This window comes from Rhizobium sp. YAF28 (genome assembly GCF_052113285.1).
Taxonomy (GTDB): domain Bacteria; phylum Pseudomonadota; class Alphaproteobacteria; order Rhizobiales; family Rhizobiaceae; genus Rhizobium.
Genome location: NZ_JBFRCX010000009.1, coordinates 146,632 through 164,348 on the forward strand (window position 1 = coordinate 146,632; position 17,717 = coordinate 164,348).

The window sequence follows — 17,717 nt, forward strand, 5'->3', positions numbered from 1 at the left end:
CAAAACGAGGCGCGCATGAATCGTAGTTCCGTACTCTGGTCGGCTGTTCGCAACTGGGGACCGCGCTTTGGCACGATCCTCACCTTTTTCGTGCTCGCCCGTATTCTCGATAAAACCGAGATCGGGATGTTCGCTGCTGCCTACGCGCTTGTGTCACTGACGGAGTTGTTTGCCGATAACGGTTTCGGTGATGCAATCGTGCGAACTCAGGACGTCACGCGCGGCATGGCGACCAGCATCCTGATCCTGAACTTCGGCCTTGCCGTCCTTATTTATGGGTTGCTGACACTTTTCTCCGCCGAAATCGGCGGCCTCCTTGGCGTCACAGGCATAGAGCCGGTATTGCAGCTCGTCGGCCTCTCACTGGTTCTGAACAGCTTTGGCTATGTTCCGCAGGCCTTGCTGCGCAAAGAGTTCCAGTTCAAGCGTCTTGCGTTCCGTTCGCTGGCGTCAACCGTGTTCGGCGCGCTGACCGGACTGGCTATGGCTTTCCTGGGTTTCGGTGTCTACAGCATGGTCGGCCAGTTGCTGGCGACCACGCTGATAAACGTTGCCTTTCTCTGGTACCCTCCCGTGTTGCGGCCTGCTGCTCCGCAAGTTACCGGAATGAAGCACGTTCTCCATTACGCCTTGGGTATCTTCGGCTCCCGCGTGCTCAATTACGCCTCGCTTCGAATGATCGAGATCGTCATTCCGATCTTTTTCGGGCCGGCGGCACTCGCACTCTATATCATGGGGTCGCGTGTTCCGGCGGTGGTCGCACAGATGCTGACCGCCGTAATGGTCGACGTCAATCTTCCGCACTTTTCCCGTCTGGTTGATCGGCCGCCGCTCCTCAGGGAGGCGTTCTATACGAGCCTGCGATCACTTTCGATGATTTCCGCGCCCGCCTTCATTTCCATCGCGGCGCTTTCGCCTGAGATCGCTCGCATTTGCTTTGGAAGCAACGGCATAGATTCCGATTACATCATGTTCCTGGCAGCTGTTCTCGGAGCCGCCCAATCCATCGGTTACTGCAACGAGGTCATGCTGAACGCATGGGGCCTGCCGCGTGTCGTTTTCCGCATGCAATGCTGCGCCGCACTTCTCGTTGCGGCTATGCTGACTATTCTTCAGCATAGCAGCGTGTTTACACTTGTAACAGCTTATGTTTGCTGCCATATAACCGTTATTGTCGGAGGTATACTTTACGGATCTCATAAAACTGAGGTCTCAGTAAAAACAATGATAAGTAAGTGCGGAGCTTTCTTCTTGTCGGCTCTCGCCGCTTTAGCCGCGGTTCATTTGACAAGGTCTTATGCCATCTCACCGGATTATCCCATATTGCTGAAAGCGATGATGCTGGGAATGCTGTTCGTCGCCACTTATGTTGTTGGTATCGGGCTGCTCGACCGGGACGCCCTGCGTGGATGGTGGAATAGAGCGCGAATGATAAGAGCCTGGAAAAAGGCGTAGTTTTCCAAGGAAACGAGTCGTCATGTTTAGAGAAATAGCTGGAGACTTCCGAAGTCATAAGAGAGCGCTGATCTCACAGGGCTTCTGGGCGCTTGCCTTTCACAGATACGGAAGCGCCGTACGTTCGATAAAATTCGCGCCCATCCGTCTGCCACTGAAAGTCATTCACCTCTTTCTTATTAAATTTTCCGAGATCTTTTTCGGAATATATATCGGAGCCAACGCGAAGATCGGCGAGCGATGTGTCATCGAGCATTTCGGATCGATTATCGTCCATTCGGAGGTGCGGATCGGCAATGACGTCCGTCTGCGTCAAGGTGTGACGATCGGCAACAAATCGGCCGACAAGCCAAACGAGGTGCCGATCCTACACAATGGAGTGGACGTCGGCGCGGGTGCGAAGATCCTCGGAGCCGTTGTCATCGGCGAACGTGCTGTCATCGGCGCGAACGCCGTCGTCGTCAAGGACGTGCCGGCTGGAGCTATCGCTGTCGGCGTGCCGGCGAAGATCAAATATAAGGAAGCGCCCGGCCCCGCCATCGTCCAGCCAAGATCAAACAACAATCGCTGACCGAACATCGCTGCCAACCGGCAATCGATTATTGAAACTTAATTAAAGCGCCCAATGCATTCCGATGTCGTCGAGAACCTTCTTGCGGGCATGATAATCTTGCCTGAACCGACGTCAGTCGGAGCATGTCCCGCCAATCGCCTCGACGATTGTCGGGACCATGACACTTGCCGCAGCTGCAGCGGTCGGATGGACGCCATCCGGGATGCCCGTCGAGAGCTCGTCACTCGATAACTTCTCCCAGCCGGCGCTATGATCGATGACCGCAACGTTCCATTCTGCGGCAACGCTGCGGTGAGCCGAAATGTAGCTCGCTAGAAACGGCCTGATCGCCCCCCGCAATCCCGACATCGGGTTCATCACCATCATGAATATCCGTGCGTCGGGCAGTCCCACCCGCAGCCGTTCGAGGATGGTTGAAAAGTTCCGCCGGCTGACGCCGAGCCCCATCCAGCGGTTCAGGGCAGCATCGTTGGCGTAAAACTCGACGAGCACTATATCCGGGCGCTCGGCGATCACTCGGTCCACAGAAGATAAGGCCCATTCCGTCGTTGAGCCGCTCTTAGCCACAACGGTGATATCAACGGGACGGTGAAGGCACTGCTCGAGAGCATTCTCGAGACTTGCCTGCCACCCGCCCCGTGCCGTTAGCGATGTCCCGAATGTTACGATCTTCAGTCCTGCCGCGGCCACATCAGCCCCCTGCAGAAGAAAGAGAGCGATCAAACCGGCAGCAAGTTTCATCAGCCATTGGAACCAGCAGCAACGGTCGTGGGCGCCGCTCGCCGTTTCTTCATCTGCATGATCTTCTCTTCGAAGAAGACGAAGGAAGCAATCGATACGACCATCGTCAGAATGAAGGCGGTAACAATCTGCATGATCTGGAAGACCGTCCCGTCCCGCATCCCCGTTGCTATCGCGACAAGCCGTCCTGACGGACCAAGCAGCAGACCGTGAAACAGGTAGAAGCCATAGCTGACAACACCCACACCGCGGATCAGCGGAAGCTCAAGAAACTGGGTCGCGCTAGAGTTCTGGCAGACCGTCACCAGCAAGATCAGCAATCCGGAGAGAAGCGGAGCAATGATCAGGGCCGCGTTCGGATGTCCGCCAAAAATGAAATAGAGGTGCTGCAGCACGAGAAGCACACCGAGCGCAAGGATCGCCAAACCGGAAAAACGTAAGTTGACCGTGCCAAGCTGTCTGGCGACGAGGCCGAAAACTCCGCCAACTGCGATAGCATAAAAGCCCGACAGTGAGTTGACGCGGAACATGAGTTCGTCGCCGAACACCCACAGGCTCGAAACCGCAAGCAACAGAACCAGGAATATCAGAAGGCTGGACCGCCAGAATCGGGATGGCAGCCAGATGAACAGCAGCGGGAACAGCACGTAGAACTGCTGCTCCACCGAAAGCGTCCACAGGTGAGACAACGGCCCCAACCAATCATGCCTGACGAAGCCGATATAGATATTCGTCGTATAGGTCAGGAGCCAGCTGATACTGCCGTAAAATTTGTCGACATTGTCGCCGGCGACGACGGTGACGGTCGACAGGAAGATCAAAGCGAGCGTCAGATAATAGACCGGGAATATCCGCAAGGCACGATTGCGCATGAAAAGCACGATCTCGGTTGAAGCATCGGAGCTGCCCGCTTCGATGCGTTGCCGCGCCCGAAACAGGATTGGCACGATGAGAAAGCCGCTCAGGGCGAAGAATACCCAAACGGCAAGCGTGCCCGATTCCGACCTTTTGGTCAGGCCTGCATGATCGGTCAGAACGAAGAGAACACATATCGCGCGAAGGCCGTCGAGACCTTTGATGGCTTTGCCGACACCGAATACCTTCTGATAGATTTCGTGCATAGTGGTTCCTTGGCAGGTATTGATATCAGACCGACGAGATGAACGTGACGCCCGGCCATCAATGCTGACCGCAATAGACGTCCTAGAGCTTCATCGGGCAGCTTTGACGGAATTCTGGAGCCTTTTGCAAGGGTTGGCGATGGAGCGCTCTCCAGCTTCTACACTTAAATCAGGCCTAAGACTATCAACGGAATGCAGCCGTGCCAAGCCATAAGCCCCCTTCGCGCCAGCATAGCCGCGAGCCATTTTCGATTGGCACCGTAGCACAACGGAAGGAAGCGCAAACGGCGCGACTGTGACAATTTCGCGAAATATCGTGATCTCGCTAGGACCCGTTCCGAATTTTGTTGCAATGCGGTATCATATCGGAATTCGTCGCCAATTTCTCCTATCCGAATTGAAGCTGGAGAGAAAATGCTTCTGGACGCGATGACTCTGGGGTCCTAAGAAAGCAGGGACAAAATCGTTCTCGGCTCTTCTCAGGTACCGACAGACATAACCGCTGCCAATAATGACACGCGCAAGCATAGACCGGCGTGCATGGGTGACAGCGGTAAAAATCTTGCTTGAATCATCGATGAAAATCGAGCGAACGAAAGGCTTTCAATGACGCTGCTAGCACCTGCTTCCCCGCCGCCGGCCGACAGCCCCGCGTATGGTTACATAAGAGGTCTTGACGGCTTGCGGCTTGCCGCGGTCTTGATCGTCGTCGTGGCGCATTTCCGCCTCTCTGCCGCGATCCCCGGCGGTTTCGGCGTCACGATTTTCTTCGCGATCAGCGGATTTCTGATCTCGAGGCTGCTGCTGTCGGAAGAACGGCATTATGGGAAAATGTCCCTGCCGCGCTTTTTCGCCCGACGATTTCTACGGTTGATGCCGCCGCTTTTTCTGATGATCGCGATAACCCTGCCGATCTACCTGATTTTCGATCGCGAAAACGTGGTGCTCAGCCAGATTCTGCTGGCGATCTTCTATCTCGGCAACGTACCGGTCGTGATGAATGTCTTCACGCCGATGCCCGAAGGAATTCACAGCTACGGTCCCTTGTGGTCGCTGGCTGTCGAAGAGCATTTCTATATGTTCTTCCCGTTCCTGCTTCTGGCCCTGCGCACATGGTCTTCTCGCGTTACTCTTCTTATCGGCGTCCTGATTTTCAGCCTGGCGCTGCGCATCCTGGCCGCCTACACCGTTACAGACCCGGAAAGCTTCAACTATTATTTTACGCTGACGCGCCTGGATTCGATCGCCTGGGGCTGCCTGCTGACATTCGGGCTCGCGAATGAAGCAACCAGAAACCATTTGGTCAAATTTCGTGGCTGGAAGACCTTCCTGTTTGCCATCATTCTTCTGCTTGGCGGCATTGCCTTCCGCAATGAGTTTTTTCAGGATACCTTCCGCTACACCGTTCACGGTCTCGGCATGTTTCTGCTGATCAACGCCTTTGTTTTCGGAACAGCAACGGAAAAACTCGTTCGCCTGGCAGAATGGCGGCCCATCCAGATGGGCGGGCGCATCAGCTACGAGATGTATCTTTGGCATCTGCACGTATGGTTTGTCGTCGGGCTTGTCCTTGCCGGAAACTACTGGCTCCAGTTCTCAACGAGCCTGATCCTGACAATCGTTGTGGCCTACGCGTTCTATAACCTGACGACGACGGCGACAAAGCGCTGGTCCAAGAAAGCCGGCAGCAAGAGCGTCGAAGACGAACGTCAGAAGGTTTACCGGACGGTACCGGCCGCTGATGAAGCTGATGTTTCCGAAGCGAGAACACGCACCGCCAGCTGAAGCGGGACACGACCGAAACGGCTTTCCTTGTTGGGAAAGCCGTTTTCGATGGGCAACCTGTCAAGCACTTGCCGCCTGAAATTACCTCAAACAGAGATTGGAACTGCTCCGCTGGTTCAGCCTGAGCTGCACTGGATACGCGGCCCGTTCGGACCGCGCCTCTCTACTCATTCCATGGCAGCCGCGATTGGACGCAGCGATCCGATGCGGCCGATCGCATACTTGACGATAATTGGCCCGACAACGCCTGCCGTTGTCGCAAGCACGAGAAGCAAAAGCGCCTGATCGCTGACCGAGAAGAACCGCCCGAAGACGGCCTTCACTGCGCCGACAAACATCGTGTTCAACAGATAGATGGCAAAGGCGTTCTGGCCAATGAATTCCAGGAGGCGATTCTGGTTGCAAAGCCGGGAGCGGATGAGGCCATGGAACACGACGAGCGATGCCATGCCAACGAGAAAATAGCGCCATTCGGAATCGAACGAGACATAGAGAAGCACGAGGAAGACAGCTATCGCAGGAATGAAATACCGCTCGACGAACGGTTCCCAATCGCCCCTGTGCAGGCAGGCAATGCAGCCGGCCATGAAGAAGGCATAGAACATGAAGATGCGGTTTATATAGATGTAGTCCAATATCGCGTCATTGTAGAACATCACGACATGCAGGCCGAACATGATGATCGACGCCGCAAACAATATGTTCAGGCTTACATTCATGCGCGAGAAGAGAAACGTCGTACCAATCGAAAAGTAGAAAAGTACGATCAGGTACCACACGAACATGGATGGGCTTTGCTCGGTGTGGATGAAGACATGCTGGACAGAAAGCAGTAGGTCATTGACGGGTTTGTCGACCGATACGAACTGGCCCGCGAAGAATTTTCCAAGAATGACGATCGCCGCCATAATGAAGAACGGAATAAGAAGCCGCTTTGCGCGCTTCGACGTGTAGGCGGACAACGAACCCTTCAATTTATGGGCGCCGACATAGACGAAGACATAACCGCTCAGGAACATGAAGAGCGGCATATGGAAAGCATAGATCGCCTTACGCAGACCGATAGCCCATACGGGGAAGGCAGCGTCATAGGTATGCCCCCAGACGACGAGGATGATAGCCAATCCTTTGAGGCGTTCGATATCACCCAGCCATTTGCGCTGAGGTCTTGCTACGGGCTGTGGGGCTGCATCCATCTGCGACGTGTTCGCCGCGTCTTCTTGCTGGGACATATGATCTCTATTTATCATTTGAGATTAAAGGCGGGCGTTGTCGGGAATATCACGCTGTCGGCGACCTGCAAAGCATAAAGCGCCCACGGCGCACGCTGCGGCCACTGGTAACGATATTGATAGGCTGGAGTCGACTTTCAGCAGAGGAACGTCATTGCGCGTACCGGAAAGCAACTTCATTCGTGCTAATCGACGAAATTCCAACCAGATCGCCCCTCACCGGCGCATTCGCTTCCGCCGGGATTGAAGCTCTCTTCCACTGCGCATAGCGGCTCGGGGATCCGCCACCACCTCCCTCCGTCACCAAAACTTCACGCAGCCTTCAAGAAGCTGTCGCGTCTGCGCGCTAACCATCGGCCAAACGTAATGCAATTTTTTTTGCAGAGGAGAAATTTATGTCGCCCAAATTGCAGAGTACGGTCGCGGCCAGCATTGTCGCCCTGATGTCCATGGTGGGTTCGGCCCATGCCGAAACGACCGTGAAGTTCTGGCACAGCTTCAGCAAATCCTCCGGCGAGGCGCTGAACAAGATCATCGCCAATTTCGAAGCTGCCAATCCCGGCCTCCATATCGAAGGCGAATTCGTCGGTGACTACAATGATATCGTTGCCAAGCTGCAGGCGGCCATCCCCGCCAACCGTGCGCCTGATGCCGTCATCATGGAAGTCACCCGCTACGGTCTCTTCGCCGACCGCGGCGCGCTAATCGACCTCACGCCCTATTTCAACGCCGACCCGCTGAAGGACGACCTTTACGACTACGCGCGTGAGGTCGGCGTCTACAACGGCAAGAACTACATCGTGCCGTTCAACTCCTCCACGCCGGTCCTTTATTACAACAAGGACATCCTGGCGCGTGCCGGCTTTACGACGGAACCCTCGCTGAGGACTTTCGCAGATATTCTTGCCGTTTCAAAGACAATCACCGAGAAGCTCGGCGCGGAAGGCATCAGCGGCATTGCGGCCCCCGGCCAGTTCGCTCGCTGGGGTCTCGTGATGTCCAACGACAGCGAGCTGATCAATTCCAAGACCAACGATATCCTGCTCGACTCGCCGAACACGATCGAAGCCTATCAATGGATGGCCTCGCTCGTTCACGACCAGAAGGTTGCCTCTCCCGATAGCGTCACCGATGAGGATGTCGGCCGCGACGCTTTCTTCGCCGGCAAGGTTGGCATTTCGCTCAACTCGACGGGTGATTACGGCGGCGCCAAAAAGGCGCTCGGTGACAAGCTCGAAGTCCGCCCGATGCCCTGCAACAAGGTCTGCTCCGTTCCAATCGGCGGCGCCGGTATCGGTATCCTGTCGACCTCGCCGAAGGACGTTCAGGACGCTGCCTACAAGTTCATCAGCTATGCCGCTTCGCCGGAAGCCAATGCCATCTGGTTTGCCGCGACCGGCTACCTGCCGATCAACAAGAAGAGCGCTGCCCAGCCGGCCGCCGCCGAAGCACTTGCCAAGAAGCAGGGTATCGACGTCGCCATCAAGCAGCTCGAATTCGCCCATGGCCGTGCTCGCCCGCCTGTCGTCACCTGGATGCGTACAACCGAGTACAAGATGTGGGAAGCCATGGCACTCGGCCAGCGCGATGTCACAGAGACGATGAAGGACTTCGCTGAACAGACCCGAGAAGAAGCCAAGCGTTCCAGCAACTAAGCCTCTCCCCCAAGTCAAGAGGGCGGGCCTTGAACGGCCCGTCGTCTCAACCGTTTCGGTCCCATGTTGCGCAAACTCACACCCTATCTCCTCGTTGCACCGCTGATGCTCTTCATCACGGTCTTCACCTATATTCCCGTCATTACCAGCGTGAACCTCAGCTTCCGGCACTGGGACTTCCTGTCGCCGACCATGCCTTTTGTCGGTTTTGACAATTACCGCCTGCTGCTGAATTCCCGCGACTTCTGGAACTCGCTGCAAGTCACCGCCATCTTCGCGCTGATTTCAGTACCGATCAGACTGGCGCTGGCGCTGGCTGTCGCAAGCTATCTCGTGCGCGAAACCTTGCCCTCGCGGCTCTTGCGAGGGGCGCTCTTCCTTCCCTCCGTCACATCGACCGTCTCGATTGCGGTCGTCTTTTCCTGGGTCTTCGCCACCGATTACGGCATGGTGAACGCCGCGCTGACCTCGCTCGGCGTCGGCAAGGTGCAATGGCTGCAGGATCCGCAGCTTGCTCTGTGGGTGCTGATCTTCGTCAATACCTGGAAACAGCTCGGCTACGATATCGTCATTTACATCGCCGGCCTGCAGGCCGTTCCGCAGGAGCTCTATGATGCCGCCGCCGTCGATGGCGGCCGGCGCTTCCATGTGTTCCGCCGGATCACCGTGCCGCTCGTCATGCCGACCACCTATTTCCTGTTGGTGATTTCCGTGATCGAGGCCTTCCAGGTCTTTACCATCGTCAACATCATGACCCATGGCGGCCCTGCAGGTGCTACCGACATGCTCGTCAACCTGCTCTATCGCGTGGGGTTTACCCTCTTCGACATCGGCAGGGGTTCGGCGCTCGCCGTCCTGCTTTTCATCTTCCTGATCGTGCTGGCGCTGATCAAATCCCTCGTCATCGGCCGGAGGGTCCACTATGAAGCTTGAGAACCCAATCGTCACCAGCCTCGCGCTGCTTGCCGGGCTGATCTTTCTGTCGCCCGTGCTCTATTCGATTTGGATGTCCTTCGAGACGGTGCAATCCTATTACACGGGCAGGTACGAATTCACGCTGGACAACTATGTTCGTGCCGTCACCGAGTACAATTTCGCTCGCTATCTTCTGAACAGCATCATCGTCTCCGGCCTGGTGACGCTGCTGGGCATTACGGTCGCGACCATGGCTGCCTTCGCCTTTGCACGCTACAGATTTCGCGGCGGCAACCTGCTCTTCGGCGCCACCGTTGCCACGCTGATGATCCCGAGCCATATAAGCCTGATCCCTAATTATCTGACACTCGCCAAGGCCGGCCTGCTCGATACCTATGCCGGCCTCATCCTGCCGGCGATCTCGAACGGCTTTGCCGCCTTCTTCCTGCGCCAGTATATCAAGGGCATTCCGAAGGCGCTGGACGAAGCCGCCTATATGGATGGCGCAACACCGCTGCAGGTGCTCTGGCGGGTGATCGTGCCGATCGCACGGCCGGCCATCTTCTCGATGGGCCTCTATATCTTCATCACCGAATGGAACAATTACATCTGGCCGCTCGTCGCCGTCGGCAAGGAAGACCTCTACACGCTGCAGATCGGCCTTGCCCGCCTTTATCGCATCAATCCCGGCGAAGGCTTGGTCGATTGGCCGCTCGTCATGGCCGCCTGCACCCTCAGCATATTGCCCGTGCTACTCGGCTTCCTACTGGTCGAGCGCCACCTCGTGCGCGGCATCACGCTCGGCGCGGTCAAATAATCATGAACAAGGACAAGCATAGAATGACACGCATCGCTTCGCATCGCGGCGGCACTCTGGAGTTCGGCGACAGCACGCCGCAAGGTTTCGTCGCAACGGCAAAAATGCGGCTGGAAGAGGTGGAGTTCGACGTCCACCCGACAGCCGATGGCGCGATCATGATCCATCACGACGCAACGCTTGACGGCACGACGGATCGCAGCGGCGCGATCGCCGCCATGAGCGAAGCGGGGGTTCGTGCCGCCGTCATCAATTACGGCGCCGGCGGACATCCGATCTCGCTGGAGGAACTCTGTGCGATCTATTCCGGCAGCAAGGTAAATTTCCGCTGCGAGATCAAGCCTGGCGTCGATGGCCGCCCCTACGACAACTTCGTGCCCCGCGTCGTCGAAACACTTGCGCGCCACGGCATGCTCGAGAGGACGATCTTCTCTTCCTTTCTGGTGGAATCGCAGGATGCGCTTTCGGCGGCCACCAGCCGGCCGAAGGTCTGGCTCGTCAGCCCGCCAGTACTGCGTCAGCTTGGAGCCAGGGCCGTGATCGAAGTCGCGAAAGCGCATGACATCCCCGAAATCGGCGTTCATGTGGATACCGCCGATTCCGCTCTGATGGCCGAAATCATGGCAGCCGGTCTCGATTTCGGGTGCTGGGCCGCCCATTCGGCACGGCAGATCGAGAAGGTGCTGGCGCTCGGCGTCAAGGTCTTCACGACGGACCGGCCGAGCCTTGCCATTGCCATTCGCAACAGCTTCGGGACGGAGGCCGCACAATGAGCGGCATCACCCTTCGCGACATCAGAAAGTCCTACCCCGGCGGGCCGGAAATCCTGCACGGCGTGTCCATGGATATCAAGTCGGGCGAGTTCGTGGTCATCGTCGGCCCGTCGGGTTGCGGCAAGTCCACCCTACTGCGCCTGATTGCCGGGCTGGAACGCTGCGAAGAGGGCGATATCGAAATCGGCGGCCGGCGGGCCAACGATCTTGCGCCGCAGGATCGCGACATTGCTATGATCTTCCAGAACTATGCGCTTTATCCGCACATGACCGTGCGCGAAAACATTGCCTTCGGCCTCGAACTGCGTGGCATGCCCAAGGCCAAACGCAATGCGCGGGCTGAAAGTGTGGCCAAGACACTGCAGCTCGAACCCTATCTCAATCGCAAGCCGGGCGCGCTTTCCGGCGGCCAGCGTCAGCGTGTGGCGATGGGCCGGGCCATGGCACGCAACAGTTCCATCTTCCTGATGGACGAGCCGCTGTCGAACCTCGACAACGCGCTGCGCATCGCCATGCGCACCGAAATCAAGGAGCTGCACCGCCAGCTCGGCGCCACCATCGTCTATGTGACGCACGACCAGACCGAGGCACTCTCATTGGCCGACAGGATTGCGGTGATGAAGGACGGCGATCTCCTGCAGTTCGACACTCCTGAAGCAATCTATGACCAGCCGCAGAACCGCTTTATCGCGGGCTTCCTCGGCGTTCCCGCGATGAACTTCCTGCCTGTCGAACATCTTCCCGGCTGGCAGGGCCGGCAGGGACTGACCGCCGGATTAAGACCCGAATCCATGGCGATCCGCGCCGAAGAACCTGCGGAACCCGCCCTGCCCGTCCGGCTCATGCTGTCGGAGATGACAGGTTCTGATATCATCCTGCACTGTGACAGCCCGGCCGGACGCATCACCCTCACCAGCTCGCGTAAAGATGTGCCCCGCCATGCAGACAACTTCTGGGTCATATGCGATCTTGACCAGGCGGTGTTTTTCGATAACCAGAGCGGGAGCCGCGTCGATCTTTCAGCCGTAGATCGTCGAATTTAGACGCCGCTGACCGCTCCTGTCTCGCAAGCGGCACCGCAAGAAGTGATGCAATGGAAAGACAGAGCGAAATTCCGCAGCTTCTCGGCGATCTTATCAGCCGCAACTCGACAAAGCTTACCGAAGCCGACACGCGCCTTCTCGACGTGATGATGCAGGATCCCATTCGCGCGGCGATGGAAAACGGCAAGGCCGTCTCCTTCCGCGCCGGAGTGCATCCAGCTTCAGCGGTGCGGCTGGCACGCCGCCTCGGCTTCAAAGGTTATCCTGAATTCCGCACCTTCCTGCAGGCGAACCTTATCGAAGGAGGAGGCGATTTCGAAAGTCCGGCCGCCCGCATGGCCGCCCGTCTCGTCCGGGCGGAAGACGGCGGCGTGCTTTCCTCCGTTCTCGATAGCGAGATTGCAGCCCTCCAGCAGGTGCGCAACGCCGTCTCCGACGCCGATGTCAGAGGCTTTTCTGAAGTGCTGCGCGATTGCCGCCGGGTCTTCGTCTTCGGGCGTGGCCATTCTGCCGCCCTCGCCTCGCTCATCGCGCTGAGGCTCAATCGCTCGGGCTATCCGGCAGTCGATCTCGCCAGCCAGATGCATCTGATCGCCGAAGCGCTTGCGACATTGGGACCTGGCGACGTCGTCTGGCTGCTCGCTTTCCGCAAGGCCTCGCCGCTCATCCATCAGATCAGAAAGATTGCCGCAGAAAGAGGCGCTAAGGTCCTGGCGCTGACCGATCTGCTCAGCGCCCGCATCGATCCTGCACCCGACCGTCAAATCTCGGTTTCCCGCGGAGAGGCCGGCGAGTCCCAATCGCTCGTCGTTCCCATGACGATCGCCAACGCGGTCATTCTCGACCTCGCCGCCATCGACGACGGCCGCTCGCTGCGTGCGCTCAGTGGTTTCAAGGCGTTTCGCGCGGACTGCGGTCTATCGCCGGTGATCCTGTAGCAACAGAAATCTGCCGCGTGCCATCACCTTGATGATCACGATGACTTATCCGGGAGACGTTTCGGTCTCCCGGATAAATCTGTTCGAACCTCATGCCGCACGGGCGGCTTTGGCGGGGATCTCGACGTCGATCTCGAGGATCGAGACGTTCTCGCCACGATCAATCCTTATCTGCAGGCGATCGCCCTCGATCTCGACGTGTTTGGCGATAACGGCAAGGATCTCCTCCCTGAGAAGAGAGACGAGATCCGAACCGGGAGACATACGCTCGTGTGCCAAAAGCAGTTGCAAGCGTTCGCGCGCAACCGGCGCGGTTTTCCTCTTCTGAAAGAAATCGAATACGCTCATGCTGCCCTCCGTCCGAAGATCTTACCGAACAGACCCCGCTTCTCGCCTGGTATCGTCACCGGGAGAACTTCACCGTTGAGGCGGCGGACTGCTTCGAAATAGGCCTTTGCCGGGGCGCTGTTCTGGTCTGCAAGTGTCACCGGAGCGCCGAGGTTGGAAGCACGCAGCACATCCATGCTTTCCGGGATGATGCCGAGCAGCGGGATCGACAGGATCTCGAGCACGTCATCCACCTTCAGCATGTCGCCGCGTTCGGCGCGGGTGACATCGTAGCGGGTCAGAAGCAGGTGCTTTTCGATCCGCTCTCCGCGCTCCGCCTTTTCCGTCTTGGCATCCAGAAGGCCGATGATGCGATCGGAATCACGCACCGAGGAAACTTCCGGATTGGTGACGACAACAGCAATATCGGCATGCCGCATCGCCAGCGTTGCGCCGCGTTCGATACCGGCCGGGCTATCGCAGATGACCCAGTCGAAATGCTTCTTCAACTCGCTGATGACGCGCTCGACACCTTCTTCGGTGAGGCAGTCCTTGTCGCGGGTCTGGGATGCCGGCAGCAGGAATAGTGTCTCCAGCCGCTTATCGCGGATCAGCGCCTGGGTGAGCTTCGCATCGCCCTGGATGACATTGATCATGTCATAGACGACCCGACGTTCGGCGCCCATGACGAGATCGAGGTTACGAAGACCGACGTCGAAGTCAACGACGACAACCTTCTCGTTCCTTTGCGCCAGCGCTGCCCCCAACGCTGCAGTCGAGGTTGTCTTGCCAACGCCACCTTTACCCGAGGTTACAACAATGACTTTTCCCATATCCCTCTCCTGTTTCAACCATTCACCCAGTTAAGTCAGTCGCGATGCCATGATCGCGTCGTTCTCAAGCCATAGCTGTGCAGCCTGACCGCGCAGCTCCGCCGGCAGATCGTCCGCCGTCTTGTAGATCCCGTCGATTGCCAGAAGCTCGGCCTCAAGCTTGCGGCAAAAGATTCGCGCCGCCGAATTGCCGATCGATCCGGCAAGTGCGCGTCCACGAAGCGCGCCATAAACGTGGATCGAGCCACCGGCGATAATTTCAGCCCCCGAAGCGATGGATCCAATGACCGTTACATCCCCTTCGGGAAAGACGATCGACTGCCCGGAGCGCACCGGTTCGTGCAATACCAGCGACGACAGCGTAGCGCGCACAACCGGCGCAGCAACTTCCCGCACCTCGGCCAGCTGCGTCTTACCTGGCTTCTGCACATGTGCCTCGGCATCAGCTGCGGGCATCTCCACGTCAGCAGCTGGGCGCCCACCAACCATGCCCGGCGGCATGCTGGCGTCGAGCTGCGACGGCCGTGCACCTTCAATGCCCATCACCCTGACGCCACGCTCACCGAGAGCAGCAACCATCGCCTTGAGCGCGGCACGATCCAGCGAGAGCTCGCTCACATCCAGAACCACCGGCCTGCCGAGGAAAAACCCAGCGGAGCGTGCAGCGAGGTCGTCGAGGCGTACGAGCCAGTCCTCGAAAGGCAGATCGGGCGTCAGCACGACCGCAAGAAACGATCTGCCTTTGATACGAATGGAGCGCGCTTCAGTTAACACGTTAGTAAACTTGGTTAATTTCGATTTAAAAGCTTTAGCTGCTTCATGGTTAACAAATCGTTAACGAGGTGCTGATGGGATAAAAAAATGGCTCCTGAAGTCGCGGCGCCCCACCCGCAAATTTCGCACTTCCAGTCAATTCTAGTTCGGGCCTTCGCCTGAAAAATCAGGGCCTTTCTTGATTTCAAACGCAACAGGAAATCGGAAAGCCTTTGTTCGAATGAAACGCCATGCTCTTGCTAAAATCGCACGTTCGCTCGCAGAATGACGCGAGCGGTATGATGGACTCACAATAAGAGCATACGGAAAAGGAATGACCAGCTTTTTGATCACAGGACGGGAAACTGCGAGCTCCACGATCCTCCTGGCTCATGGCGCAGGCGGAGCGATGGATTCCGCGTCGATGACGGATCTATCGAAAGCGCTCGCAGACGGAGGATTCAGAGTGGCGCGATTCGAGTTCGGCTATATGGCGCAGCGTCGCCTGACCGGAGCGGTCAAGCCTCCTCCGCGTGCCGACCATCTCCTGGATGAATATCGCGCGGCGATCGGCGACTTAAACGCCGGCAGACTCATCATCGGTGGCAAGTCGATGGGAGGCCGCGTTGCAAGCATGATCGCCGACGAGAGTTTTGCAGCGAAGAAAGTCCGGGGCCTCCTTTGCCTCGGATATCCGTTTCACCCGCCGGGAAAGCCGGACCAGCTCCGCACCGCGCATCTGGAAAGCCTGCGCACCCCCACACTGATCTGCCAGGGAACGCGTGACCCCTTCGGATCAAGGGAAGAGGTCGCATCCTATACGCTCTCAGATCAGATTGATCTGCTCTGGCTGGAAGACGGCGACCACGATCTCAAACCGCGAAAGAAGATCTCCGGATATTCCGCTGGCGACCATATGCGGCGACTGTCCGAATATACAACGGCCTGGGCAGCGAAGTTGTAACTAACAGACAACACTCTCTTAACGCGATATTCCTGTTAATATCCACCGCTTCCTCAATATTTGAGCTTATTCAGTAAACATTTTTAAAAGGTTTGCTTGATCGAATGCGCCCTCGCGCATCCGCGCAGAAATCAGTTCCTGAACAAAGCGGCTCCCAGCTGAACATGCCCTTTGTCATCCGACGGGAAATCAGTCATGGGCGCGATCGAAGGCAGGAAGATTGACAGCAATCTTTCCATCTATCTTGACCTGCTGCGGCTAGGCGCAGCCGTTGTCGTATTTCTCTCCCATGCGCATGTTTTCCTGCTCCCCTCCATCAAGATCGGACCTCTTGGTTGGGGACGGGAAGCTGTCGCGGTTTTCTTTGTTCTCTCGGGACTTGTCATCAGCTACGTCGGGCAGGTGAGCGAAAGGGAATGGCGCGTATACCTCGTCGCCCGTCTCGCTCGAATAATGCCTGTTGCTTTGCTGGCGATCGCAGCGATCTTCGTGGCCGACACCATCGGGATGCACGCGAACGCCTTTTACTATGACTTCATCAATACCGGATTTTTCACTCCGGTATCAATCGAAGCCGCGCTCGCCTATGTGACCTTCACCAATCAATTGTGGTTTGCCCATGCCGTTTTTGGCAGCGGCGAACCATACTGGTCGTTGGGCTTCGAAGTTCAGTACTACTTGTTCTTCGGGCTGTTTGCCTTTTCGCCGCGGCGCGCGAAAATCCCGTTGCTGTGCCTCTGGGCCGCGGTCGCCGGCCCGAAAATCCTGATGTATATGCCGCTGTGGCTCATGGGCTGGCTGACGATGAAGTGCGTCATCGAACGCCCGCCATTTCGGCGCCCCATCTCTATTGCGATGATCGGCGCGTCGCTTTTGCTGTTCTTCAGCCTGAAATTCTTCGCCGATCGCGCTGCGACCAACATGTACGAGACCTGGTCACTGTCTCAGGAAGCGATCAATTTCGTATACTTCAATCTGATCGGCGCTGCGGTCGTCCTGCACCTCATCGGTGCGGCATCGTTGCTTTATGAGGCTCCGGTACTGTTCGAGAAGACAGGCCCGGCGATCAAATGGCTGGCTGGCGGCAGTTTTACGCTCTATCTTGTCCACCAGCCCCTTATCCTCATGTTTGCGGCCTTCCTGCATCCGGTGGAGGAGCACGTTCCGATGGCGGCTGCCCTGCTCGTCGCCTGTTTCATCCTTTGCTTCCTGTTGGCGGAAGTCGCAGAACGCCGAAAGAAGTTCTTCGCCTCACTCATCGTCGGCCTGCTGCCGGTTCTGGCGCGAACGGGCCAGAAAACGCCCGCCAATATCGCTTCCGACACAGTCTCCTCAGGCGATAAGGCGCCGACGACCTCGCAGCTCATTCGAGTTCTTGAGGAAATGCAAAACGCCCTCGATGGAGAAGAAAAAGTGAGCGACAGTCATGATGCACCGTCTCGCGACCGCGTGTCGCGCGCTTGACTGATTGAATAGCCGGATCTGGCTGATCTGATGCGCTCGCAACCATTCTCTGATCTTCCGCCTCAGTGAACGCTCGGGAGTTTCACCGCGGAGGCGAAATCTTCTGCCACCAGTTCGCTGATCGCGATCAATGTTTCCTCGATCGTAAAACCGGAGGCGACAGTCGCATCGATCAGATCCTGCAGATCCGGTCCGATAGCCTCGCGGCAGTCGTCAAGCCGATCATCGGAAACCGTCAAACTACGCAACTCTTCCATGATGTCCCTTTTCAGAACAGAGGGCCAGAATAGAGGGCCAGAATAGAGCGCCGCCGGCATATTGCGGCGG

Annotated in this window: 18 protein-coding genes; 11 read left to right on the plus strand and 7 right to left on the minus strand. The window is 57.4% G+C overall.

The window, feature by feature from the left end:
- The first annotated feature begins 15 nt into the window (after positions 1-15).
- Together AB4Z13_RS21195 and AB4Z13_RS21200 are read left to right on the plus strand one after the other, a co-directional pair.
- Positions 16-1,455, plus strand: coding sequence for an oligosaccharide flippase family protein (locus tag AB4Z13_RS21195; protein WP_442206729.1), 1,440 nt, complete (start codon positions 16-18; stop codon positions 1,453-1,455).
- Between the two features lie 22 nt (positions 1,456-1,477).
- Positions 1,478-2,026, plus strand: coding sequence for a serine O-acetyltransferase (locus AB4Z13_RS21200; protein WP_442206730.1), 549 nt, complete (start codon positions 1,478-1,480; stop codon positions 2,024-2,026).
- A 114-nt stretch (positions 2,027-2,140) separates the two neighbouring features.
- Here the strand turns inward: AB4Z13_RS21200 and AB4Z13_RS21205 are convergent, their stop codons facing one another.
- Together AB4Z13_RS21205 and AB4Z13_RS21210 are read right to left on the minus strand one after the other, a co-directional pair.
- On the minus strand, positions 2,141-2,770 hold the full coding sequence (locus AB4Z13_RS21205) for an SGNH/GDSL hydrolase family protein (protein WP_442206731.1): 630 nt from the start codon (positions 2,768-2,770) through the stop codon (positions 2,141-2,143).
- Entirely contained in the window at positions 2,770-3,891 is a 1,122-nt protein-coding gene (locus tag AB4Z13_RS21210) for an acyltransferase family protein (RefSeq protein WP_442206732.1), read from the minus strand. Before AB4Z13_RS21210 ends, AB4Z13_RS21205 begins: the two co-directional genes overlap by 1 nt.
- A 606-nt stretch (positions 3,892-4,497) precedes the next feature.
- Between AB4Z13_RS21210 and AB4Z13_RS21215 the strand changes: the two genes are divergently transcribed.
- Positions 4,498-5,676, plus strand: coding sequence for an acyltransferase family protein (locus AB4Z13_RS21215; RefSeq protein WP_442206733.1), 1,179 nt, complete (start codon positions 4,498-4,500; stop codon positions 5,674-5,676).
- A gap of 167 nt (positions 5,677-5,843) precedes the next feature.
- On the opposite strand, the gene AB4Z13_RS21220 is transcribed toward AB4Z13_RS21215, so the two are convergent.
- Positions 5,844-6,908 (minus strand): acyltransferase family protein, encoded by a 1,065-nt coding sequence (locus AB4Z13_RS21220; protein WP_442206734.1) that lies wholly within the window; start codon positions 6,906-6,908, stop codon positions 5,844-5,846.
- Between the two features lie 395 nt (positions 6,909-7,303).
- On the opposite strand from AB4Z13_RS21220, the gene AB4Z13_RS21225 reads away from it, so the two are divergent.
- From AB4Z13_RS21225 to AB4Z13_RS21250, 6 genes are all read left to right on the plus strand, one after another.
- A complete protein-coding gene (locus AB4Z13_RS21225) occupies positions 7,304-8,563 on the plus strand; it encodes an ABC transporter substrate-binding protein (RefSeq protein WP_442206735.1) in 1,260 nt (419 codons plus the stop codon).
- Positions 8,564-8,626: 63 nt separating this feature from the next.
- Positions 8,627-9,496 (plus strand): carbohydrate ABC transporter permease, encoded by an 870-nt coding sequence (locus AB4Z13_RS21230; RefSeq protein ID WP_442206736.1) that lies wholly within the window; start codon positions 8,627-8,629, stop codon positions 9,494-9,496.
- Complete coding sequence (locus AB4Z13_RS21235; RefSeq protein WP_442206737.1) at positions 9,486-10,295, plus strand: carbohydrate ABC transporter permease; 810 nt, start codon at positions 9,486-9,488, stop codon at positions 10,293-10,295. Before AB4Z13_RS21230 ends, AB4Z13_RS21235 begins: the two co-directional genes overlap by 11 nt.
- A gap of 23 nt (positions 10,296-10,318) precedes the next feature.
- Positions 10,319-11,068, plus strand: a complete 750-nt coding sequence (locus tag AB4Z13_RS21240; protein ID WP_442206738.1) for a glycerophosphodiester phosphodiesterase family protein — start codon at positions 10,319-10,321, stop codon at positions 11,066-11,068.
- The gene (locus AB4Z13_RS21245; protein WP_442206739.1) at positions 11,065-12,111 is read left to right on the plus strand and encodes an ABC transporter ATP-binding protein; all 1,047 of its coding nucleotides are present in this window, start codon (positions 11,065-11,067) and stop codon (positions 12,109-12,111) included. The genes AB4Z13_RS21240 and AB4Z13_RS21245 overlap by 4 nt, the downstream gene beginning before the upstream one ends.
- A gap of 50 nt (positions 12,112-12,161) precedes the next feature.
- Entirely contained in the window at positions 12,162-13,049 is an 888-nt protein-coding gene (locus tag AB4Z13_RS21250) for a MurR/RpiR family transcriptional regulator (RefSeq protein WP_113320097.1), read from the plus strand.
- A 90-nt stretch (positions 13,050-13,139) separates the two neighbouring features.
- Here AB4Z13_RS21250 and minE read toward each other — a convergent pair whose 3' ends face one another.
- The 3 genes from minE to minC are packed head-to-tail and all read right to left on the minus strand — an operon-like array spanning position 13,140 to position 14,983.
- The gene (gene minE / locus AB4Z13_RS21255) at positions 13,140-13,397 is read right to left on the minus strand and encodes a cell division topological specificity factor MinE (RefSeq protein ID WP_007823242.1); all 258 of its coding nucleotides are present in this window, start codon (positions 13,395-13,397) and stop codon (positions 13,140-13,142) included.
- Complete coding sequence (minD, locus tag AB4Z13_RS21260) at positions 13,394-14,209, minus strand: septum site-determining protein MinD (RefSeq protein WP_442206740.1); 816 nt, start codon at positions 14,207-14,209, stop codon at positions 13,394-13,396. Before minD ends, minE begins: the two co-directional genes overlap by 4 nt.
- A gap of 30 nt (positions 14,210-14,239) precedes the next feature.
- The gene (gene minC / locus AB4Z13_RS21265) at positions 14,240-14,983 is read right to left on the minus strand and encodes a septum site-determining protein MinC (protein WP_442206741.1); all 744 of its coding nucleotides are present in this window, start codon (positions 14,981-14,983) and stop codon (positions 14,240-14,242) included.
- 313 nt (positions 14,984-15,296) lie between these two features.
- On the opposite strand from minC, the gene AB4Z13_RS21270 reads away from it, so the two are divergent.
- Positions 15,297-15,926, plus strand: a complete 630-nt coding sequence (locus AB4Z13_RS21270; protein WP_442206742.1) for an alpha/beta hydrolase family protein — start codon at positions 15,297-15,299, stop codon at positions 15,924-15,926.
- Between the two features lie 195 nt (positions 15,927-16,121).
- Positions 16,122-17,390 carry an acyltransferase family protein gene (locus tag AB4Z13_RS21275; protein ID WP_442206743.1) on the plus strand — a complete coding sequence of 423 codons (1,269 nt, stop codon included), beginning with the start codon at positions 16,122-16,124 and terminating at the stop codon, positions 17,388-17,390.
- Positions 17,391-17,452: 62 nt separating this feature from the next.
- Here AB4Z13_RS21275 and AB4Z13_RS21280 read toward each other — a convergent pair whose 3' ends face one another.
- Positions 17,453-17,647, minus strand: a complete 195-nt coding sequence (locus tag AB4Z13_RS21280; protein ID WP_442206744.1) for a hypothetical protein — start codon at positions 17,645-17,647, stop codon at positions 17,453-17,455.
- Positions 17,648-17,717: the final 70 nt, after the last annotated feature.